Genomic DNA, 21989 nt, shown 5'->3' with positions numbered 1-21989 from the left:
GATTCCTCCGAGACGAGTCCGGTCGCAGTCGTCTCTCCGCCCGGCGCACCTATCAGAAAACCTTCCGATGTCTGACGTAGGGTTAAGTGACAGGAGCCGGCCTCGTACAGTATGTGCGGCAACCGCGTCGAGGAGCTCGAAGCGCGCGTCAAGGAACTCGAAGCCTCCATCGAGGGGCTGACCGACGAACTCGTCGAGTGCAAGGTCCGCCTCCGCGAGATGGAGGACGCGGTCGACGACGACCTCGGGTTCGAGAGCGGCGCCGGCGATACCGACGAGGACACCGGCTCGGACATCGTCGAGCCCTCGCCGTCGGAAGCCGAAGGGTCTAAGCCGGCGGGAACCCAGAAAGGAGACGACACGGAGGAGAGCGACGCCGACGACGACATCATCGTCGCGTAGCGCTCCCTCCACGAGCGCCCCATGCACATCAAAGAGCTCGTCCTCGACAACTTCAAGAGCTTCGGCCGGAAGACTCGCATCCCCTTCTACGAGGACTTCACTGTGGTCACCGGGCCGAACGGGTCGGGGAAGTCGAACATCATCGACTCCGTGCTCTTCGCGCTGGGGCTCGCTCGCACCTCGGGCATCCGCGCAGAGAAGCTGACCGACCTCATCTACAACCCCGGCCACGCCGACGAGGAGACCGACGTGGGCGGCGAGCGGGAGGCCGTCGTCGAGGTGATACTCGACAACGCCGACCGGACCCTCGAGCGGTCGCAGGTCGTCAACGCCGCCGGCAGCGAGGACGTCGGCGACGTCGACGAGATCTCGATCCGCCGCCGGGTCAAGCAGACCGAGGACAACTACTACTCGTACTACTACATCAACGGCCGCTCGGTCAACCTCTCGGACATCCAGGACCTGCTGGCCCAGGCCGGCGTCACGCCGGAGGGGTACAACGTCGTCATGCAGGGCGACGTCACCGAGATCATCAACATGACGCCCGGCTCCCGCCGGGAGATCATCGACGAGATTGCCGGCGTCGCGCAGTTCGACGCCAAGAAGGCCGACGCCTTCGACGAACTGGAGGTCGTCCAGCAGCGCATCGACGAGGCGGAACTGCGCATCGAGGAGAAACAGACCCGCCTCGATCAACTGGAGGACGAGCGCGAGACCGCCCTCGAATATCAGGAGCTGCGCGAACAGAAGGAGGAGTACGAGGGCTACCGCAAGGCCGCCGAACTCGAGGACAAGCGCGAGGAGCGCGACGAGGTGCAGGCCGATATCGACGACCTCGAGGACGAGCTCGAGGAGCTACAGGTCGAACTCGACGAGCGCCAGGGCAAGGTCGTCCGCCTGGAGGAGGACCTGGAGGACCTCAACGCCGAGATCGAGCGCAAGGGCGAGGACGAGCAGCTGGCCATCAAGCGCGAGATCGAGGAGATCAAAGGCGAGATCAGCCGGCTCGAAGACAAGGTCGCGGCCGCCGAGGAGCAGGTCGAGGACGCCGAGAACGAGCGCCGGCAGGCGTTCGTCCAGGTCGACCGCAAGCAGGAGACCATCGACGGCCTGGAGTCGGACATCCGCGAGACCAAGGTCGAGAAGTCCAACGTCAGGGCCGAGATCCAGGGAAAGGAGGCCGACCTGGCGGAAGTCCAGGAGCGCATCGACGAGGTCGGCGAGGAGTTCGAGGAGGTCAAGGAGGAACTCGAGGACAAGCGCGATCGCCTCGAGACGCTCAAATCGGAGAAGAACGACCTCCAGCGCGAGCAGGACCGTCTGCTCGACGAGGCCCGCCGGCGCTCCAACGAGCAGCGCGAGAAGCGGGAGGCCATCGAGGAGGCCGAGGCCGAGATTCCCGAACTGGAGGCCGATATCGACGACCTCGAGATCGAGCAGGAGAAGGCGAAGAAGAACAAGGCGACGATCACCGACGTCGTCGAGGACCTCAAGGAGGAGAGGCGCGAGCTACAGGCCGATATCGACGACCTCGAGGACGAGATCTCGGGCCTCCAGCAGGAGTACGCCGAGCTGGAGGCCAAGGCCGGGCAGGACGGCGACTCCTCGTACGGCCGCGCGGTGACGACCGTCCTCAACGCGGACATGGACGGCGTCCACGGCACCGTGGGCCAGCTGGGCGCCGTCGACGCCGAGTACGCCACCGCCGCGGAGACCGCCGCCGGCGGCCGGCTGGCCCACGTCGTCGTGGACGACGACAGCGTCGGCCAGCGGGGCATCGAGTACCTCAAGTCGCGCAACGCCGGCCGCGCCACGTTCCTGCCCATCACGGAGATGCACCAGCGGTCGCTGCCGTCGCTGCCGAGCCACGAGGGCGTGATCGACTTCGCGTACAACCTGGTGGACTTCGACTCCCGGTACGCGGGCGTGTTCGCCTACGTGCTGGGCGACACGCTGGTCGTCGACGACATGAGCACCGCCCGGGACCTCATGGGCGACTGCCGGATGGTGACCCTCGACGGCGACCTCGTCGAGAAGTCCGGCGCCATGACCGGCGGGTCCTCGTCTGGGACGCGCTACTCCTTCTCCGGCGGCCAGGGCAAGCTCGAACGCGTGGCCCAGCGGATCAACGACCTGGAGGACGAACGCGCCGACCTCCGCGAGGAGCTGCGCGACGTCGAGGAGCGCCTGGACGACGCCCGCGACCGGCAGACCGACGCCGCAGACCAGGTCCGCGAGATCCAGAGCGCGATGGGGCGCAAGCGGTCGGCCATCGAGGACGCCGAGGAGAAGGTTGAACGACTCGAAGCGGAACTGGCGGAGATCGAGGCCGAGCGCGAGGAGGTCTCCGACGAGATGGACGAGCTGGAGGCCGAGATCGCCGAGAAAGACGACGAGATCGACGCGCTGCAGTCGGACATCGACGAGCTGGAGGCCGAGGTCGCCGACTCCGAGCTGCCGGACCTGACCGAGCAGGCCGACTCGCTGAAGGCCGAGATCGACGGTCTGGAGGACCGCGAGGACGACCTCGACGCCGACCTCAACGAACTGCAACTGGAGAAGCAGTACGCCGAGGAGGCCATCGAGGAGCTCCACGAGGACATCGAGGACGCGCAGAACCGCAAGGCCGAGGCCCAAGAGCAGATGGCCGAGCTCGAGGACGAGATCGAGGCCCAGCGGGAGAAGAAGACCGAGAAGGAAGCGGAGGTCGCCGAGCTCGAGGAGGAACTGGCCGACCTCAAGAGCGAGCGCGAGGACCGCCGCGAGGAGCTGAAGGCGGCGAAGGCGGCCCGCGACGAGCAGCAGTCCGAAGTCGACGAGGTCGAGCGCGACCTCGACGACCTGCGCGAGGAGTACGAGCGCCTCGACTGGGAGATCGACGAACTGGAGGCCGAGGTCGGCGACTACGACCCCGAGGAGATCCCGGACCACCACGAGGTCGAGTCCGAGATCGGTCGCCTCGAGGCGGAGATGGAGACGCTCGAACCCGTGAACATGCGGGCCATCGACGAGTACGACGCCGTGGCCGACGACCTCGCCGACCTCGAGGACAAGAAGGCCACCCTGGAGGAGGAGGCTGACGGCATCCGCGACCGGATCGACAGCTACGAGCAGCGGAAGAAGGACACCTTCATGGAGGCCTACGAGGCCATCGACGCCCACTTCCAGGACATCTTCGAGCGCCTCTCGGACGGCTCCGGCCACCTCCACCTGGAGGACGAGGAGGACCCCTTCGACGGCGGGCTGACGATGAAGGCCCAGCCCGGCGACAAGCCGATCCAGCGGCTCGACGCCATGTCCGGCGGAGAGAAGTCCCTGACGGCGCTGGCCTTCATCTTCGCCATCCAGCGGCACAACCCGGCACCGTTCTACGCGCTGGACGAGGTCGACGCCTTCCTCGACGCCGCGAACGCCGAGCTCGTCGGCGAGATGGTCGACGAACTCGCCGGCGAGGCCCAGTTCGTCGTCGTCTCCCACCGCTCGGCCATGCTGGACCGCTCCGAGCGGGCCATCGGCGTCACCATGCAGAACGACAACGTCTCCGCGGTCACCGGGATCGACCTGTCGGGCGATTCGGGTGAGCCGGAGGTGGCCGCTGATGACTAGCGAGTCGCCCGAGGACCAACGGGACGAGGGGGGCTCGACAACATCGAGCGGGGAGCGGAGCGACCCGCGAGATAGCGAGGGGTCCGGCGAGAGCGAGGCCGAGCGTAGTGAGGCCTCGGATAGTGAGCGGGGAGGCACGACCCGCGAACGGAGTGAGCCGGAGCCCTCGGAAACGCGAGCGGGGAGCGAAGCGACCCGCGAGCGGGACGATGGGGAATCTGGCGACAACATTCCTCTGAACATCGCAGGCCACGAGGATCGCGACCCGCCCGGAGAATCCGACGCCGGCGACCTGTTCGGCGACGACGCGTCGGCTGATTCAGGCTCCGACGACTCCTCTGAGAACGGCGAGACGCCCGCAGCCGCCGAAGCCGCTGACGACGCGGACGGCGACGAGGAGGTCGAACCCGTCGAGGTCCTCGTCCAGCTGGCCGAGGAGGGCGAGATCGATCCGTGGGACATCGACGTGGTGCAGGTCACCGACAAGTTCCTCGAGGTCATCGACGAGTCGGACCTCCAGACGTCCGGTCGGGCGCTGTTCTACGCGTCGGTGCTGATCCGGATGAAGAGCGACGCGATGCTCGGCGACGACGAGGACGAGGAGGAGCCCGAAGAGCCCTGGGAGGCGGCGATGCGGGGCGAGGAGTCGCTGGACCAGCCCGACCCCTTCTCCGCGCTCGACCGGGAGATGGACCGGCGGCTGGAGCGCAAGCGCGCCCGCGGGATGCCCCAGACGCTGGACGAACTGGTTCACGACCTCCGGGAGGCCGAGCGCGACTCCTGGTGGAAGGAGTCCCGGAGCTACGACACCAGCGACTCTCCCTCGGGCTTCCGGCGGGGGACACAGGAGCTGGACTACCGCGGGGCCGACGACCTGCGGATGGACGACGAGCCGACGGCCGACGAGGTGACCGCCAACACCCACGGCGAGGACATGGACGCCATCGTCGACGACGTCATGGCGGCGGTCCGCGAGCAGTTCGACGCCGGCCGCGACGAGGTGCTGTACCGCGAAGTCGAGGAGGTCGGCGGGTCGCGCGTCGAGACGTTCCTCGGCCTGCTCTTTCTGGCCCACCGCGGCCGCGTCGAACTCCGTCAGGACGACCTGTTCGGCGACCTGTGGATCCGGAACCCCGACGCGGCGACGGGCTCCGACGAGGCCGTCGCGGACTGACGGACTCCGGTGTGCGCCGGCAGCGGCTTCTGCCAACGGACCGGACGCGATAGCGGTGTCACCGACCGGAGAGGCGTCGGCCCGGCCCACCCGCTGGACGCACGTCCGCGAAACTATTATGATCGTTCATTACATATCTGGCCATAGGCATGACTCCGACAAAGTTCCGGGAGCGCCTGGAGGAACGGCGGGACCGGATGGACACGGAGCAGTTTCTGGAGGCGCTCCAGTACGTCCGCGACGACGGCCGCAGTCACCGCCGGTGACCGTCGGCGGAGCGCGGACGGGGCGAGTCGGGAGCGGCCGCTGAAAACGCTCTTCTAGAGGACGGCTCCGGACTGGAGGAGAGCGACCAGCGCCGTCACCGTGACGACGCTGGCGACGGTCGTCACGAGCACGGTCGCGCTGACGAACGCACTGGGCGAGAGGCCGTCGTCAGCGCCGATGCTACTGAAGGCGCCGACGAGGATGATCGGAGTCACGCCGGTGGGCGTCCCCAGCAAGAGGACGACCACGCGCGCGACGACTTGATTCTCGAAGCCGATCAGGGAGGCCGTTCCCAGCGTCACGGCCAGCGCGACGACGGGGGCGATCAGGAGCCGCATGGCCGACGCGCCGGCGACGGGCCGGAGGGCGCCGCTCACGTCTGCGTTGGCCAGTTGAATCCCGAGGATGAGCAGCATGATCGGGATGGAGGCGTTGCCCAGCAGTTCCAGCGTCGACATCAGCGTCCCCTCCGTCGGCGGGACGAGGCCGAGCCAGCGGGCCGCCAGCGCGACGACGACGGCGTACACCAGCGGGACGCTGAACACGCGGCGCATGCTCGACAGCGCGTCGCCCTCGCCGCCGCGCGCGGCGACGTAGATCCCGAGCGTGTACAACATGACCCCCTGTAGCGCCGTGACGAGGACGGCCGTGCTCCGGCCCTCCGGGCCGAAGGCGAAGTCGGCCAGCGGGATGCCGTAGTTGCCGGTGTTCGGGAAAATCGTTACGAGGACGAACGCGCCCAGCAGCGGCTCGGAGCGCCCGGAGAGGCGACCGAACCCCTCCGAGACGACGAGCATCGCGAGCGTGAACGCGCCGACGACGCCGACGACCCGGACGATGGTCCCACCGCCCAGCGCCGACGTGGTCAGGCTGTGGACGACCAGCGCCGGCGCGAGGACGTACACCGTGACCGTGTTCAGCGCGTCCGCCTCGACGTCGGTGATCCGCGCGAGGGCGTAGCCCGTCGCGGCCATCGCGACCACTGGGAGGATGGACGAGGCGAAGATGCTCAGCAGCGACACGCCGAGGTCTGAACGCGCCCGGGATACAACGTTTCCGGAACGCCTCACGGCGTGTCAGATAGACGTGTCTTCTGGGACGGAGGAGGTGGGCCGCGCCGGGAAAGCGTTTTCCCGGGAGTGACCGAACGGGCGGGCATGGAGACACGACGGGCGCTGCTGGTGGACGCCTTCGCCGACGAGCCGCTCTCGGGCAACCCCGCCGGCGTGGTTCCCGACGCGGCCGGGCTGACCGAGGACCAGATGCGCGCGGTCGCGAGCGAACTGGGTGCCAGCGAGACGGCGTTCGTCCGGCCGGGCGACGAGGGCGAGGGCCGCGAGGTCCGCTACTTCACGCCCGAGGAGGAGGTCGATCTCTGCGGCCACGCGACGATTGCGACCTACGCGGCCCTCTTCGAGCGGGGCGAGATCGACGCCGGGACGCACACCGCGCAGACGGCCGCGGGTGACCTGGCCGTCGACGTCGGCGAGGACGACGAGGTCTGGATGGAGCAGGCCGCGGCGGAGGTGGCGGCCGTCGACGTCGACCACGCCGACGCGGCCGACGCGCTGGGGATCGACGTGGCGGCCCTGCGGGACGTCGGGGCCGACCTCCCGCTGGCCCGGGCGTCGACGGGCTTTCCCTTCCTGGTAGTGCCCGTCAACTACTTCGAGCACCTGCGCGACGCGAGCCCGGACCAGGGGGCGATCGCCGACCTCTGCGAGCGGGCCGACGCCAGGGGGCTGTACGCCTTCACCTTCGACGCCCTCGACCGCGAGTCGACGCTGCACGCGCGGGCGTTCGCTCCGCTGGCGGGCATCCCGGAGGACCCGGTCACGGGGACGGGAGCGGGCGCCTGCGGGGCCTACCTCCGGCGCCACGGCGCGCTCGACGGCGAGTTCGACGAGATCGCCGTCGAGCAGGGCCACCTGCTGGACCGCCCGGGCACGGTCCGCGTCGAGACCGACGGCCACGACGTCCGGGTCGGCGGCCGCGCGGTCACCGCGATGGACGGGGAGATCACGGTCCCGGAGAACGACGACGACGACATCGTCGTCGCGTGACCGGCTCAAGCCCGTCCAGTTTTCGCCGTTCGTTTCGAGATAGAGTACTCGAATCCGAGTTACTCCCCACCCGAAAGTGCCGGAACCGACACGGGCTTGCTGTCGGTGCGTGAACGTCGGGTTGCATGCCAGTACGCTGGCTCGAAGACATCACGGCCGACGACCTCGCGTCCGTCGGTGGCAAGGCGGCCTCGCTCGGCGAACTCGCCGGCGCGGGCCTGCCGGTCCCGCCGGCCTTCGTGGTCACCGCCGACACCTACCGCACGTTCGTCGAGTCCACCGGGATCGACGAGGAACTGTTCGACGCGGTCGACGTCGATCCCGAGGACTCCCAGGCGCTGGCCGAGGCCGCCGAGCGCGCCCGGGAACTGATCACCGGCACTGACCTCCCGGAGTCGGTACGCGAGGAGATTCTCTCGGCGCACGAGGACCTCGATCACGAGGCCGTCGCCGTCCGCTCGTCGGCCACCGCGGAGGACCTCCCCGACGCCTCCTTCGCCGGTCAGCAGGAGACGTTCCTCAACGTCGAGCGGGCCGACCTGCTGGACCGCGTCCGGGAGTGCTGGGCGTCGCTGTTCACCCAGCGGGCCATCTACTACCGGGCGGAGCAGGGGTTCGACCACCACACGGTCGACGTCGCCGTCGTCGTTCAGGCGATGGTCGACGCGGACGCGAGCGGCGTGATGTTCACGAGCCATCCCTCGACCGGCGCGCCGCAGGCCGTCATCGAGGCCGCCTGGGGGCTGGGCGAGGGCGTCGTCTCCGGGTCCGTCTCACCGGACAACTACGTCGTCGACCGCCAGGCCGGCGAGGTCGCCGAGGTGACTGTCGCCGACAAGAAGACGAAGTTCGTCCGCGACGGCGGCGAGACGGTCGAACGGGCCGTCCCGGACGACCGCCGCGAGGAGCGCGTCCTCACCGAGGACCTGCTGGACCGCCTGCTCGCCGTCGGCGAGCGCGTCGAGGACCACTACGGCGAACCCCAGGACGTCGAGTGGGCCATCACCGGCGACCCCGCGAGCGAGGGCGGTGACGACCCCCGGGTCTACCTCCTCCAGTCCCGGCCGATCACGACCATCGACGACGCCGTCGCGGCCGACGCCGACGGCGCGGCAGATGGCGAGGCGGGCGGCGTGGCAGACGGCGGCGCGATGACCGCCCAGGGGGAGACGGGCGTCCTCGCGTCCGGCGTCGGCGCCAGCCCCAACGCCGCGACGGGCACGGTCAGGCTCGTCCGGAAGCTCGACCAGCTGGACAAGGTCGAAGGGGGCGACGTCATCGTCACGGAGATGACGACCCCGGACATGGTACCGGCGATGAAGCGGGCCGCCGCCATCGTCACCGACGAGGGCGGGATGACCAGCCACGCCGCCATCGTCTCCCGAGAACTGGGCGTCCCCGCCGTCGTTGGAACCGACGGCGCTTCGGACCGCCTGCGCGACGGCCAGCGGGTCACCGTCGACGGCGACACCGGCACGGTCCGGGCCGGCGACGAGGCGGCCGGCGGCGAGTCCGATCCGGCGACCGGGGACGACGCAGCGACGGACCAGACGGCCGCCGACGCCGGGGCCGGCGCGGCCGCCGGACCGTCGCCGACCCCCAAGCCCATGACGGGCACGGAGATCAAGGTCAACGTCTCCATCCCGGAGGCGGCCGAGCGGGCGGCGGCCACCGGGGCCGACGGCGTCGGTCTCCTGCGCATCGAGCACATGGTGCTCTCGACGGGCAAGACGCCGCGGCGCTACGTCGAGGACCACGGCGAGGACGCCTACGTCGAGGAGCTCGTCGACGGCATCCGGGAGGTCGCCGAGGCGTTCTACCCGCGGCCGGTCCGCGTCCGGACGCTGGACGCCCCGACCGACGAGTTCCGCCAGCTCGACGGCGGCGCCGACGAGCCCGACGAGCACAACCCCATGCTGGGCTACCGGGGGATCAGGCGGAGCCTCGACCAGCCCGACCCGTTCCGACTGGAGCTGTCGGCCGTCCGGAAGCTCTACGACATGGGCTACGACAACGTCGAGCTGATGCTCCCGCTGGTCACCGACGCGGAGGACGTCGTCCGCGCGAAGTCGCTCATGGAAGAGGCGGGCATCGACCCCGACAAGCGGACCTGGGGCGTCATGGTCGAGACGCCCGCCAGTGCGCTCGGCGTCGAGGAGCTGTGCGAGACGGGCATCGACTTCGCCTCGTTCGGAACGAACGACCTCACGCAGTACACCCTCGCCGTCGACCGGAACAACGAGCGGGTCGCCGGCCGTTTCGACGAACTGCACCCGGCCGTGCTGGACCTCATCGAGCGGACCATCGACGTCTGCAACGACCACGACGTGGCCACGAGCATCTGCGGCCAGGCCGGCTCGAAGCCGGAGATGGTCCAGTTCCTCGTCGACGAGGGCGTCACCTCCATCTCGGCCAACGTCGACGCCGTCCGCGACGTCCAGCAGGAGGTCAAGCGCGTCGAGCAGCGACTCCTGCTCGAATCGGTTCGGGAATAGGCCGCTGCCCCGTTTCGCTGCCGACGGACACCGGGATCAGGCCACGGCGGCGAAGTACTCGTCCCTGCAGGCAGGACAGACCGGCACGCCGCTCACTGCCGTCCCCGGGTCGGCCGTCGAGCAGACGTAACACCGATCGGACGACGCCAGGCCGTCCGTCCGACCGAACGCGAAGACCGCCCCGAGGAGCCCGAGATTGACGAGCAGCAGTCCGATGGTGACGGCGATACCAGGCATACCCGATCCAGGGGGACTCGGTCGTTTCACTGTTGCGTTCGAGCGCCGTACTGCGATATTTATCCCGATCGTTCGTCCAGAACAGCGCGTCCGGCCGGAGCGCAACGGATAAACGAATCCGGGACGAGTTCGTGAACGAATGCAGCGGGCCGAGCCCCAGGAGTTCGAGCGGGTCCTCTCCTCGATGTGTACCGAACCGCACCCGGCGGCCCGCGAGGCCGCGGAGCGGTTCCTCGCCACCAACCCGGGCGACCCCGGCACGTACGAGCGGGTCGCCGAACTGGAGGCCGAGGCCGTCGAGACCCTCGGAACGATCACGGGCCTGCCCGAACCGGAGGGGTACGTCACTAGCGGCGGCACGGAGGCCAATATCCAGGCCGTCCGCATCGCGCGCAACCGGGCGGAGACCGACGATCCGAACGTCGTCGCGCCGGAGCACGCCCACTTCTCCTTCCGGAAGGCGGCCGAGACACTGAGCGTGGAACTGCGGACCGCGCCCGCCACCAACTACCGCGCCGACGTCGACGCGATGGCGGAGCTGATCGACGGCGACACCGTCTGCGTCGTCGGCGTCGCCGGCACGACGGAGTACGGTCAGGTCGATCCGATCCCGGCCATCGCCGACCTGGCGGCCGACGCCGGCGCGCTGTGTCACGTCGACGCGGCGTGGGGCGGCTTCTACCTCCCCTTCACCGACCACCGCTGGCACTTCGGCCACGCCGACGTGGACACGCTCACCATCGACCCCCACAAGGTCGGCCAGGCGGCGGTGCCCGCCGGCGGCCTGCTTGTGCGGTCGGCCGATCTGCTGGACGAACTCGCCATCGACACGCCCTACCTGGAGTCGACGTCACAGGTGACGCTGACCGGCACGCGCTCCGGCGCGGGCGTCGCCAGCGCCGTCGCAGCCATGGACGCGCTGTGGCCGGACGGCTACCGCGAGACCTACGACCGGGAGATGGACAACGCGGAGTGGCTCGCCGACCAGCTGGCCGCCCGCGGCCACGACGTCGTCGGGCCGGAACTCCCGCTGGTCGCCGCCGACCTGTCGCGACCGATGGCCGCGGAGCTCCGGGAGCGGGACTGGCGCGTCTCCAAGACGTCTGCGGGCGAGTTGCGCGTCGTCTGCATGCCCCACGTCACCCGGTCGATGCTGCGCTCGTTCGTCGACGACCTCGACTGGTACTGACGCGGTCGGTGGGCCGAGAGAGTCGTCGCTCCCGAATGGCGAATATCAAAGTTTAGGACCGGGGCCCTACTGAAAGTAGTTGTGCCACTCGAGGGCCTCCCAGTGTTGCTCGCCAGTTGCCCGACGACGGGCGATCCCGTCGGCTTCGAGCGGGCGGTCTGTACCGCGACCGGGCCCGTCGGCCTGCTCCTCATCGGAGTCTACTCCTTCCTGATCGCGTTCGTCCTCCCGCTGCCGAGCGAGATCGTGCTGGCCCCGGCCTCGTCGCTCCGCCTGGGGCTCCCGACGAGCCTCGACCTCGCGGTGGTCATCGTGATCTCCGGGCTGGGCAAGGCCGCCGGGAGCGTCTTCGCCTTCCACCTCGGCCAGGAGGCAAAGCAATCCGGCCCCGTCGTTCGGTTCCTCCGGCGGTCCCGGTTCGACGTCGTCGCCTGGTCCGAGCGCCGGACCGTCGAACTCGCCCAGCAGTTCGGCTACGTCGGGCTCGCGCTGGCCCTGAGCGTCCCCGGCTTCCCCGACACGCTCTCCATCTACGCCTTCTCCGTCTTGGAGGAGGACTACCTGAAGTTCGCGCTGGCCACATTCGCCGGCAGCGTCGGGCGACTGCTCGTGACGCTTGGCCTCATCGGCGGGGCCTCTCTGGCGTTCTGAGCGGGCGGCTCGCGGGGCGGCCGGGCGAGTAACGATCGCGTAGCGTTCGATAACGAGTCTGTACTTATCACTCGCGGGCGCGTCCGGGCGGTCATGTCGACCGCCCGTCGACGCGTCCCCACTCAGGTCCTGTTCGGGCTCGCAGTCCTCCTCGCGGGCCTGTTGCTCCTGCTCGACACCACCGGCACGTACGACACGTCGGTCCTCTGGCGGTTCGTCCCGTCGCTGTTCGTCCTGCTCGGACTGTACGCCATCGCGGTCAGCGGCTTCCGCAACCTCTTCGGACCGGTCGTGGTGGTGATCGTCGCCGGCCTCTGGCAGCTCTCCGCGCTCGGACTGGTCGACGCAGCGGAACTCGGATCTCTGTGGCCGCTGCTGGTGGTCCTGTTCGGGCTCTCGCTGCTACTCAGCCACTACCGCCGGAGCCCCGCCGCGACGCCCGACTCGCACGTCTCCTCGATGGCCGTCCTCGGCGGTAGCGAGACGCGCGTGACGACCGACCAGTTCACCGGTGCCGATCTGACGGCTCTCTTCGGCGCGGCGACCGTCGACCTCCGCGACGCGACCGTTCCGGAGAAGCCGGCGCACGTGAACGCGATCGCGATGTTCGGCGGCGTCGAGATCGTCGTGCCGCGGGAGTGGAACGTCAGGCTGGACGTCCTGCCGATCCTCGGCGGCGTCAGCGACGATCGCGTCCGCAGCGCCGACGTCCACGACGAGGTCGACCTGGTCGTGACCGGTCTGGTCGCCTTCGGCGGAGTGGCGGTCGAGGACTGACCGAACCGCTTTTGTCGCTCCGCGGGCCAGTACCGGCCGAGATGGGGGTCCACACCGGCATCCCGATGCGTATGCGTCGCCACGGGAGCGCCGGGTGGACCCGGGCGGCGGTCGGCGGCCGGTAGGACGGCCCCCGAGCGCGGCCGGCGAACCTCGGCCGCCCGGTTCTCGCACCGCTTCCGACCGACGAGACACAGTCACAGCCATGCTAAACCGGCAGCCTTTCCACGAGTTCGGAGGTAGCACAGACACATGAGCCACGAGGAGTTCCCCACTGATCGACCCGCGGTGGTGACCTGCGGGCTCCCCTACGCCAACGGGGACCTGCACGTCGGTCACCTCCGCACGTACGTCCAGGGCGACGCCTACGCCCGGGCGCTCCGACGCGTCGGCCAGCAGACCGCCTTCGTCTGCGGGTCGGACATGCACGGGACGCCCATCGCGGTCAACGCCGCCGAGGAGGGCGTCGACCCCGAGGAGTTCGCCCTGGAGTACCACGAGCAGTACGCCGAGACGTTCCCGAAGTTCAACGTCGAGTTCGACAACTACGGCCACACCCACGACGAGACCAACACCGAACTCACGAAGGAGTTCGTCCGGTCGTGGATCGACAACGACCACGTCGTCGAGAAGGAGATCCAGGTCGCCTACGACCCCGACGCCGACCAGTGGCTGCCCGACCGGCTCGTCGAGGGCACCTGCCCCTACTGCGGCGAGCACGCCCGCGGCGACGAGTGCGACGAGGGCTGTCAGCGGCACCTCGAACCCGGCGAGATCGAGGACCCCACGAGCACCATCACGGGCAACCCCGCCGAGTACCGCGAGCGCGAGCACAAGTTCCTCCGCCTGTCGGACTTTCAGGAGTACCTCCAGGGGTTCATCGACCGCCTCGAAGGGAGCGACAACGCCCGCAACCAGCCCCGCGAGTGGATCGAGGGGGAGCTGGAGGACCTCTGTATCACGCGGGACCTCGACTGGGGCATCGACTACCCCGGCGACGCCGAGGACGGTGACGGCGCGGAAGACCTCGTCCTCTACGTCTGGGTCGACGCCCCCATCGAGTACGTCGCCTCCACCAAGCAGTACAGCGAGCGCGTCGGCGCCGACGAGTACGACTGGGAGCGGGTCTGGAAGATCGGCGGCGAGAAGCGCCACGGCACCGAGTGGGACGACGACTGGCACGACGAGGCCGCCGAGATCGTCCACGTGATCGGGCGCGACATCATCCAGCACCACGCCGTCTTCTGGCCCGCCATGCTGCGGGGCGCCGGCTACAACGAGCCCCGGGCGATCCTCGCCTCCGGATTCGTCGGCATCGACGGCAAGTCCCTCTCGACGTCGCGCAACCGCGCGGTGTGGGCCGAGGAGTACCTCGACGCCGGCTTCCACCCCGACCTGTTCCGCTACTACATCCTCTCGGGGTCGGGCCTGGAGTCGGACGTCGACTTCTCCTGGGACCGCTTCGCCGAGCGCGTCGACGGCGAGCTCGTCGGCAACCTCGGCAACTTCCTCTACCGGTCGCTGCTGTTCGCCCAGCGCAACTACGGCGGCACGCCCGACGTCGCCACCAGCGACGAGGTCGAGGCCCGCATCGAGGACGCCGTCGGCGAGTTCGAGACCGCCGTCCGTGAGTACGACCTCCGGGTGCTCGCGGACGTCGCCGTCGACCTCGCCGACTACGGCAACGAGTACATCCAGCGCAACGAGCCCTGGAACCTCGTCGACGACGACCCGGAGCGGGCCGAACAGGTCATCCGCGACTGCGTCCAGCTGTCGAAGGCCGTCGCCGTGCTGGCCCAGCCCGTCCTGCCGGAGAAGGCCGAGCGCGTCTGGGGCCAGCTCGGCGAACAGGGCTCGGTCGCCGACGTCCCGCTCGAGACCGCGCTGGAGCGCCCGCCCGCCGAGTTCGACGAGCCCACGGAGCTGTTCTCCCAGATCGAGGACGAGCACGTCGCGGCGCTCAACGATCAGCTCCGCAAGCGCGTCGAGGCCGCCGGCGAGGACGAGGAAAGCGAAGCCGATACGGACGACGAGGACGAGGCCGACGGCATGGACCTCGAACCCATCGCGGACGAGCGGATCAGCTTCGAGGAGTTCCAGGACGTCGACATGCGCGTCGGCGAGATCCTGTCGGCCGACCCCATCGAGGACTCTGACAACCTCATGCTGCTGGAGGTCGACATCGGCGTCGAGACCCGGCAGGTCGTGGCCGGCCTCCAGGGCCTCCACGAGGCCGACGACCTCGAGGGCACCCGCGTGATCCTGCTGGCGAACATGGAGAAGGCGGAGCTGTTCGGTCACGAGTCCGACGGCATGGTCCTCGCGGCCGGCGAGGACGCCGACCTGCTGACCACTCACGAGGACGCGCCCCTCGGCACGAAGATTCGCTGAGAGCGCCCTCGCTATCGCGAGCGAGCGCCGATCCATCTCGACGGAGCTTTTGTAGCCGGACCGCGTACGGTCGCGCATGGTCGAGGACGCGGGAGACGGCGAGCGCGAGTGGCGCTTCTCGGTCGACGAGGTCGGCCCGGACGGCGTCGTCGAGAACGGCGACGACGGCGCGGCCGACGGGGACGATCCAGAGGCGGAGCACGGCGCCGCCGGCACGCTGACCGGCTACGGCGAGGTCGAACCGGAGCAGCCGACCCTGGAGAACGCGCTGTTCGTCGCCGTCGGCGTGTACGTCGGCGCGCTGGCCATCTCGGCGCTGTTCGTCGACCTGTCGGGTCTGGCGCTTTCCACCGTCGCCTTCGTCGCCGCAGGCGCGCTCGTGGGGACGCTCGCCCTGTTCGCTTTCTTCGGTGTCGTCAACCCGGGGACTTAATTTCGCAGCAGCCCAAGGGCCGACCATGGCGTCCCTGTTCAGCGAGTCGGTGTCCACGTTGCTCCTGCTGGGGGGGACCATCCTCCTCGTCGCAGAGGCGCTCGCGCCGGGCGCGCACTTCTTCGTCCTGGGGGTCGCCCTCCTCGTGGCGGGGATCGTGGGGCTGCTCATGCCCGGCGGACTGGGCATCCTCGCGCCGATCATCCTCGCGGTGGTCGTGCTGGCGGCGACGGCCCTGACGCTGTGGGGCTACCGACAGATCGACCTGCACGGCGGCGAGGGCGCGGCGAGTACGACCGACTCGAACTCGCTTCGGGGCCAGTTCGGCCGGGTCACCGAACGGGTCACCCACTCCGACGGCGAGGTCAAGCTCGAGGACGGCGGATTCAACCCCTACTTCCGGGCCCGCAGCGTCGACGGGGTGATCGAGGAGGGCGAGGAAGTGATGGTCGTCGACCCCGGCGGCGGTAACGTCCTGACGGTCGAGCGCGTCGCGAGCACCGACGAGATCGACCGCGAACTCGCGCGCGATCGGGCGAACGGCGTGGACGCCGACGACGAGGCGGACCGTGACCGCGACGTGGAGTCCGACGCGGCCTGACGGCTCGCCCGGCGCGAACGGCCAGCACTGTGTGAACGGCTGACAGAACACTTTTATTTCAGGCTCTCTGAGTTCCGCACGTTATGCTACCAAGCGTAGCCCTCCAGGGAGGTGCCGGCCTCGGTCTCGGTCTGATCGCGGTCGTCCTCCTCTTGCTGGCGATCGCAGTGGTGTACTCGAGCATCGTCATCATCCGACCGTATCAGCAGGGAGCATACACGGTCCTCGGGTCCTACCGCGGGCTCCTCGACCAGGGGATTCACTTCATCTATCCCTTCGTCTCGGACGTCACGCGATTCGACATGCGGACCCAGACGCTGGACGTCCCGCGCCAGGAGGCCATCACCCGCGACAACTCGCCGGTGACCGCCGACGCCGTGGTCTACATCAAGGTGATGAACCCCAAGAAGGCGTTCCTCGAGGTCGAGAACTACGAGCGCGCGACCTCCAACCTCGCCCAGACGACGCTGCGGGCGGTGCTGGGCGACATGGAACTGGACGACACGCTCAACAAGCGAGGCGAGATCAACTCCCGGATCCGCCAGGAACTCGACGAGCCCACCGACGAGTGGGGGATCCGCGTCGAGTCCGTCGAGGTCCGCGAGGTCAACCCCTCGAAGGACGTCCAGCAGGCCATGGAGCAGCAGACCTCCGCGGAGCGGAAGCGCCGCGCCATGATCCTAGAAGCACAGGGTGAACGGCGCTCCGCCATCGAGACCGCCGAGGGTGACAAGCAGTCCAACATCATCCGCGCCCAGGGTGAGAAGCAGAGCCAGATCCTGGAAGCCCAGGGTGACGCCATCTCGACCGTCCTCCGCGCGAAGTCCGCCGAGGCGATGGGCGAACGCGCCATCATCGACAAGGGGATGGAGACGCTGGAAGGCATCGGTCAGAGCGAGTCCACGACCTTCGTCCTGCCCCAGGAGGTCACGTCGCTGGTCGGCCGCTACGGCAAGCACCTCACCGGCTCCGACGTGAAGGAGAACGGCCACGTTCTCGAGGCGCTGGACTTCGACGAGGAGTCCCGCGAGATGCTCGGGCTCGACGACATCGAGGAGATCCTCGGCCAGATCGACCAAGAGGCCGACGTCGACGTCGAGGAGATGGAGCAGGAGGCACAGGCCGTCAAGCACGGCCAGGACCCCAACGAGATCTCGGACCCGGACGAGGTCATCGACGAGATGGACCAGGAGTTCGGGTCGCAGGCGACCGGGAACGACGACGCCGGCGCCGGCCCGACCGGCGACGGAGAGGGGTCCTAGGCGAAGCGGTTAAATTACTGGTCCCCGTATAACGCAACGATGGCTGGTGACGGTGGGGTCGACGAGTCGAAGCGGGCGACGCTCCGGCGGTTCGCCGCCCTGGGCGCGTCGAGCCCGCTCGTACGCTTCTCGTCCGACGACAGCGACAGCGACGCCCGAAGCGCGATCGCCGGGTACGTTTCGACGACGCCCGGCGCGCACTTCTCGAAGATCCGCGACGACCTGCAACTGGGAACCGGCGAGACCCAGCACCACCTCCGCGAACTCGAGGGCGAGGACACCGTCGAGAGTCGCCGTGACGGCGACTACCGGCGCTTCTTCCTGGCCGGCGAGTTCACCGAGCGCGAGAAGGTGGCGCTGGGGTACCTCCGCCGGGAGACGCCGCGAGGCATGCTCGTGGCCCTGCTTCGGGATCCGACGCTGTCCGCCGGCGACCTCGCCGATCGCGTCGATGTCTCCCGCCCGACCGTCAGCAAGTACGCCGCCGAGTTGGAGGAGGCCGGGCTGCTCGACCGCGAGGACTACACCGTCGCCGTCCCGGAGACGCTGCTGGTGCTCGTGCTCAGGTACGCCGACTCCTTCGGCGACGAGGCGGCCGCGCTCGCGCGCGAGTCCGCCGACCTCGTTTCCTACGACCCCTGATCGGGGTCCGCGGTCAGTTCTCGGATTCCGTCGCCCGTTCGCGTGGTCGAAGAACCGGCGGTTCGCGCGACCGGCGCGGAGTCGCGCCGCTGAGGGACGTGTGAGGAGAGCCCGACAGCGACGGGCGGGGGCGACGCCTGTCGCAGGGGGGAGAACGCGAAGTGGACGCTACCGCAGGGGAGCGCAGGGGGGGAGCGCGCCGTGGAGGCCCGGGCGACGATGGGAGGTCGTCGCAGGGGGGAAGATAGGGGGAATCAGGTCGTGACCTTCCAGGTCGTCGCCGAGGAGTAGCCCCACTTCTCGACGTCGACGTCGAAGTCGCCCTCGGCGATGGCGGTCATGTTCGTGCCGACTTCCTTCGCCGAGAGCCCGAGTTCCTCGCCGATGAGCCGGGACTTGAAGTACGTCTGCGTGTCCGCGTTCTCGCGGAGGAACTCGAGGATGTGGGCTTGCTTCTCGGAGAGTCCGGCGTCGACCGTTACGTTCGCTGTCGTGCTCATGAAAATTCGTAGAGGTGGTTCGGTCTTAGTGCGTTTGGTACAGTCGGTTAACCCGCTCCTGTCCTGCGGTTTTCGGCCGGCACGACGCGTCGCCGTCCGTTCGCGGCCGACGTCGCACCGGTCGCGCGCCCGTCGCCGGACCGCCTCACCGCGGCGGTTGGTACGGGCGGGTAACGCTGGACGTGACTGCGGGCCCCGCAGTAACGTCGGGTTAGCTGGGAGTAACGCGAACCAATCGAGCGGGGCGGTCGCGGACGGGTGCCTCAGTCCCGTCGAGACGGCAACAACTATATCAGAGGCCACGCATGCCGCGAGTGGAGGTCTACACTGTGGAAATCTCAGAGAAACTCCTGTGTCTGTTCAGCGCCGAAGTCACCGACGACGACGACCGCTACGTCGTCGAGGTGCCACGTCGGGAAGTGGAGACGGGGTCCGTACAGTCCGGCGACACCTATCGCGTCGCGCTCATCGCCGCCGAGGGGGAGAGCGACGAGAGCGAGAGCGGTTCTTCCGGGACGCCCTCGGAGCCCCAGCCGCCAGTCGAAGAGGGGGAGATCCGGTACGTCGAGGTCGAGGACATCGGCAAGCAGGGCGACGGCATCGCGCGCGTCGAGCGCGGCTACGTCATCATCGTCCCCGGGGCCGAGATCGGCGAGCGGGTCAAGATCGAGGTCACCGAGGTCAAGTCCAACTTCGCCGTCGGCGAGATTATCGAGGAGTAGCGTCGAAGGGAGTTCCGTCGGGGCGTTTCGCCCCCTCGGAATCGTGTACCACCACGTCGCCGTCCACGTCTACCGGCTCGTAGTTCTCCCGGACGGCGATGGCCTCCTCCAGTTCCCGGACAGCGCGCTCCCTGAGCGCCGCGGCCAGTTCCTCGGCCTCGTCGCGGTCGATGTCCCGGCCCAACCCCTCGCACTCGTGCGCGCGGACGACGCCCTCCTCGTCTACGGCCTCGCCCATCGGCTGGCTGGTCCCGCCCAGCGCCACCGAGAATGGATAGGTCCGGCAGATCAGCGGTCGGTCGTCGTGGACCGTGCAGGCGCCCGTGCCCGCCTCTCCGGCAGCGCCGCCGTCTCCGTGTGGCGTCTCCGACGTCGCTCCCTCTTCGTAGAACGCGCAGTCGCCGCAGCCGTCGGTCTGGAGCGCCCACTCGAACGTCTCGCCCTCGGGGCCGTCCTCGCCCTCGGTCAGGCCGTAGGGCATCGGGCGGGCCACGTCGCGGAAGTCGTAGTCGCCCGCGTCCTGCAGCCGGCGGATCTCGTCTGGGAAGACGGTCGCCGTGTGTGGCTCGGTCTCTGCCTCGTCGCCGTCGGCGTCGCCGCTCTCGGCGTCACCGCCGCTCCCGCAACTCGTCTCGGCTTTGCAGCAGGCGCCACAGCGCGTGCACTCGAACCCGATCGACTCGACGGCGTCGGCCAGTTCCGCGACATCGAGGTCGTGTGCGCGCGCGAGTTCGTCCTCCAGTGATTCCACGATTACCCTTCCGCGCCGAGGCGCAAAAGCCCCGCGCCCTCGGCCGAGTGATCGATCCGGCCGGCCGTCACGCGGGCTCCGCGAGCGTTCCGTCCCAGACGACGGCGTCCTCGACGGCGAGCTTCACCAGGTGGGCGCGGACGGTCGCGCGCGCCAGTTCTCGCACACCGGTCAGGTCCTTCTCGTAGGCCGCCGCGAGCACCTCGTCGACCGTCTCGGCGCCGCCGGCGACGGCCGCGCGGATCCGCTCCTCCCGGTCGAGGCGGTGCCGGAGCAGTCGTCGACAGGTCGCTCGCGGGTCGTCGACGGCGGGTCCGTGGCCCGGATAGAGCCGCGGCGGCGTCCTCGTGTGCAGGCGCCGCAGCGAGGTGCAGTAGGCCCGAAGGTCGCCCTCCGGGGCGGCCACGGCGACGCTGCCCTCGGCGACGACCAGGTCGCCGGCGAGCACGCCGCCGCCGGTGGCGAACCCGACGTGTTCCGGGGAGTGGCCAGGCAGTTCCAGGGCCTCGACTCCGTCGGCGGCGGGAATCACTGTCCCCTCGCGGAACGTCCGGTCCGGTTCGACGCCGGTCGCCGCTGCGAAGTCGTCCGCGCGGCCGGCGCGGCACCAGATTGTCGCGTCGTGTGCGCGGGCGTAGTCGGCGAGAGCGCCGACGTGGTCCCGGTGGTGGTGGGTCGCGGCGACGTGTTCGACCGTTCGGTCGGCCAGCGCGGCGTCGAAGCCGTCGCTCCGGGCGCCCGGATCGATCAGCAGCGTCGGATCCGACCCGACGAGGTAGGCGTTCGTCGCGCCGCTGGGCGAGCCGGTCTCGACGGGGACTCGTCGGATCGTCGCGTGGTCTTCGCTCATACCGTTACGCGCATCTCTTCTCCTCTCCGAGGCTGAAACTTTGCGGTCGGTCGGCCCCGGCATCGGACTGTTGTCGGTCACGACTGGGACGACCGCCCGGGATCGAGCAGTCGAACCGGGACGCGGCTACGACAGCCCGTATCAATCGGTCAGGTAGTACACCTGCTTGCGCGCGTCCGTGAAGCTGTACCGGGAGTCGACCAGGTCGGACTCCTCCAGGCGGTTCAGCGCGTACCGGACGGTCCGGTCGGGCAGCAGCGACTGGTCGACCAGCTGGCTCTGGGAGAGGGGCGCGTCGCTCTCCAGTACCTTGGCCACGAGCTTCGCGCTCGGCGGGAGCTCGCGGAGCCGTTCGCGGAACTCCGGTTCCGCGAACGCGGACGGCTTGGCTTCCTCGCTCGTCGTGCTCATACGAGGCGGTGCCCGACCACTGATGGTAAAACTTGGCTATATGGAAGACCATACAATAGGGATTCTCAAGTCTGTATAATGTACCCTTATATCCTGATCTGGGTACCGATTTCTTCAGTGTCGCGCCCCAAGCGCGTGTATGGCGTCCATCCCGGAGGAGTTTCACGAACTGTTCGAGAAGAAGACGTTCGCGCACGTCGCGGCGATGCCCCCGGACGGCGCGCCCCACGTGACGCCCGTCTGGGTCGACTACGACGACGAGGCCGGCCACGTCCTCGTCAACACCGTCCGCGGCCGGGCCAAGGAGCGGTTCTTCTCGGAGGATCCGCGGGTCGGACTCAGCATGACCGACCCGGACGACCCCTACCGGTTCCTCTCGGTGCGGGGCGAGGTCGTCGAGCTGCGCGAAGAGGGGGCCGAGGAACACATCGACGAACTGGCCCGGCGCTATCTGGACGTCGACGAGTATCCCAACGAGGACGAGAACCCGCGCGTGATCGTGGCCATCGAACCCGACCGCGTAGTCACGTCTTGAGGAACGGGGCGGACCCGCCACCCGGCCCCG

At 69.2% G+C, this 21989-nt stretch carries 21 protein-coding genes; 15 read left to right on the top strand and 6 right to left on the bottom strand.

The annotated features are described in order from the left end of the window. Positions 1-111: 111 nt before the first annotated feature. The 3 genes from LCY71_RS12235 to LCY71_RS12225 are packed head-to-tail and all read left to right on the top strand — an operon-like array spanning position 112 to position 5182. Positions 112-402, top strand: a complete 291-nt coding sequence (locus tag LCY71_RS12235) for a DUF7518 family protein (RefSeq protein ID WP_225333426.1) — start codon at positions 112-114, stop codon at positions 400-402. Between the two features lie 21 nt (positions 403-423). Further along, on the top strand, positions 424-4008 hold the full coding sequence (gene smc / locus LCY71_RS12230; protein WP_225333425.1) for a chromosome segregation protein SMC: 3585 nt from the start codon (positions 424-426) through the stop codon (positions 4006-4008). After that, entirely contained in the window at positions 4001-5182 is a 1182-nt protein-coding gene (locus tag LCY71_RS12225) for a segregation and condensation protein A (protein WP_225333424.1), read from the top strand. Before smc ends, LCY71_RS12225 begins: the two co-directional genes overlap by 8 nt. A gap of 320 nt (positions 5183-5502) precedes the next feature. Here the strand turns inward: LCY71_RS12225 and LCY71_RS12220 are convergent, their stop codons facing one another. After that, a complete protein-coding gene (locus LCY71_RS12220; RefSeq protein ID WP_225333423.1) occupies positions 5503-6471 on the bottom strand; it encodes an AEC family transporter in 969 nt (322 codons plus the stop codon). A gap of 135 nt (positions 6472-6606) precedes the next feature. Here LCY71_RS12220 and LCY71_RS12215 point away from each other — a divergent pair, with 135 nt between their 5' ends. Both LCY71_RS12215 and ppsA read left to right on the top strand, forming a co-directional pair. Next, the gene (locus tag LCY71_RS12215; protein WP_225333422.1) at positions 6607-7512 is read left to right on the top strand and encodes a PhzF family phenazine biosynthesis protein; all 906 of its coding nucleotides are present in this window, start codon (positions 6607-6609) and stop codon (positions 7510-7512) included. A 125-nt stretch (positions 7513-7637) separates the two neighbouring features. Then, positions 7638-10007, top strand: coding sequence for a phosphoenolpyruvate synthase (ppsA, locus tag LCY71_RS12210; protein WP_225333421.1), 2370 nt, complete (start codon positions 7638-7640; stop codon positions 10005-10007). Positions 10008-10043: 36 nt separating this feature from the next. On the opposite strand, the gene LCY71_RS12205 is transcribed toward ppsA, so the two are convergent. Then, positions 10044-10244 (bottom strand): hypothetical protein, encoded by a 201-nt coding sequence (locus LCY71_RS12205; RefSeq protein WP_225333420.1) that lies wholly within the window; start codon positions 10242-10244, stop codon positions 10044-10046. A 139-nt stretch (positions 10245-10383) separates the two neighbouring features. Between LCY71_RS12205 and mfnA the strand changes: the two genes are divergently transcribed. The 8 genes from mfnA to LCY71_RS12165 all read left to right on the top strand — a co-directional run bounded on the left by mfnA (position 10384) and on the right by LCY71_RS12165 (position 18190). Then, positions 10384-11433, top strand: a complete 1050-nt coding sequence (gene mfnA / locus LCY71_RS12200) for a tyrosine decarboxylase MfnA (RefSeq protein ID WP_225333419.1) — start codon at positions 10384-10386, stop codon at positions 11431-11433. 69 nt (positions 11434-11502) lie between these two features. Continuing rightward, entirely contained in the window at positions 11503-12084 is a 582-nt protein-coding gene (locus LCY71_RS12195) for a YqaA family protein (protein WP_373325168.1), read from the top strand. A gap of 93 nt (positions 12085-12177) precedes the next feature. Beyond that, positions 12178-12861, top strand: coding sequence for a LiaF transmembrane domain-containing protein (locus tag LCY71_RS12190; RefSeq protein ID WP_225333418.1), 684 nt, complete (start codon positions 12178-12180; stop codon positions 12859-12861). 252 nt (positions 12862-13113) lie between these two features. Then, complete coding sequence (metG, locus tag LCY71_RS12185) at positions 13114-15252, top strand: methionine--tRNA ligase (protein WP_225333417.1); 2139 nt, start codon at positions 13114-13116, stop codon at positions 15250-15252. A 76-nt stretch (positions 15253-15328) separates the two neighbouring features. Further along, a complete protein-coding gene (locus tag LCY71_RS12180; RefSeq protein ID WP_225333416.1) occupies positions 15329-15685 on the top strand; it encodes a DUF7312 domain-containing protein in 357 nt (118 codons plus the stop codon). A 25-nt stretch (positions 15686-15710) separates the two neighbouring features. Then, positions 15711-16286: an NfeD family protein gene (locus LCY71_RS12175; RefSeq protein ID WP_225333415.1), complete on the top strand. Its 576-nt coding sequence runs from the start codon at positions 15711-15713 to the stop codon at positions 16284-16286. Between the two features lie 83 nt (positions 16287-16369). Next, positions 16370-17548, top strand: a complete 1179-nt coding sequence (locus LCY71_RS12170; RefSeq protein ID WP_225333414.1) for an SPFH domain-containing protein — start codon at positions 16370-16372, stop codon at positions 17546-17548. 39 nt (positions 17549-17587) lie between these two features. Beyond that, entirely contained in the window at positions 17588-18190 is a 603-nt protein-coding gene (locus LCY71_RS12165) for a winged helix-turn-helix transcriptional regulator (protein ID WP_225333413.1), read from the top strand. Positions 18191-18444: 254 nt separating this feature from the next. Here the strand turns inward: LCY71_RS12165 and LCY71_RS12160 are convergent, their stop codons facing one another. Further along, positions 18445-18690, bottom strand: coding sequence for a DUF7123 family protein (locus tag LCY71_RS12160; protein WP_225333412.1), 246 nt, complete (start codon positions 18688-18690; stop codon positions 18445-18447). A gap of 329 nt (positions 18691-19019) precedes the next feature. Between LCY71_RS12160 and LCY71_RS12155 the strand changes: the two genes are divergently transcribed. Beyond that, positions 19020-19412, top strand: coding sequence for a TRAM domain-containing protein (locus tag LCY71_RS12155; RefSeq protein ID WP_225333411.1), 393 nt, complete (start codon positions 19020-19022; stop codon positions 19410-19412). Here LCY71_RS12155 and LCY71_RS12150 read toward each other — a convergent pair. The 3 genes from LCY71_RS12150 to LCY71_RS12140 form a co-directional block, all read right to left on the bottom strand. Further along, entirely contained in the window at positions 19399-20163 is a 765-nt protein-coding gene (locus tag LCY71_RS12150) for a YkgJ family cysteine cluster protein (RefSeq protein WP_225333410.1), read from the bottom strand. The genes LCY71_RS12155 and LCY71_RS12150 overlap by 14 nt on opposite strands. Before the next feature lie 67 nt (positions 20164-20230). Beyond that, positions 20231-21013 (bottom strand): MBL fold metallo-hydrolase, encoded by a 783-nt coding sequence (locus tag LCY71_RS12145; RefSeq protein ID WP_225333409.1) that lies wholly within the window; start codon positions 21011-21013, stop codon positions 20231-20233. Between the two features lie 141 nt (positions 21014-21154). Further along, on the bottom strand, positions 21155-21424 hold the full coding sequence (locus LCY71_RS12140) for a helix-turn-helix domain-containing protein (protein WP_225333408.1): 270 nt from the start codon (positions 21422-21424) through the stop codon (positions 21155-21157). 139 nt (positions 21425-21563) lie between these two features. On the opposite strand from LCY71_RS12140, the gene LCY71_RS12135 reads away from it, so the two are divergent. Further along, entirely contained in the window at positions 21564-21959 is a 396-nt protein-coding gene (locus LCY71_RS12135) for a PPOX class F420-dependent oxidoreductase (RefSeq protein WP_225333407.1), read from the top strand. The last annotated feature ends 30 nt before the right edge of the window (positions 21960-21989 follow it).

Origin of the sequence: Halomicrobium urmianum, assembly GCF_020217425.1 — an archaeon.
Lineage (GTDB): Archaea > Halobacteriota > Halobacteria > Halobacteriales > Haloarculaceae > Halomicrobium > Halomicrobium urmianum.
This window is presented reverse-complemented; position numbering and strand designations above follow the sequence as displayed.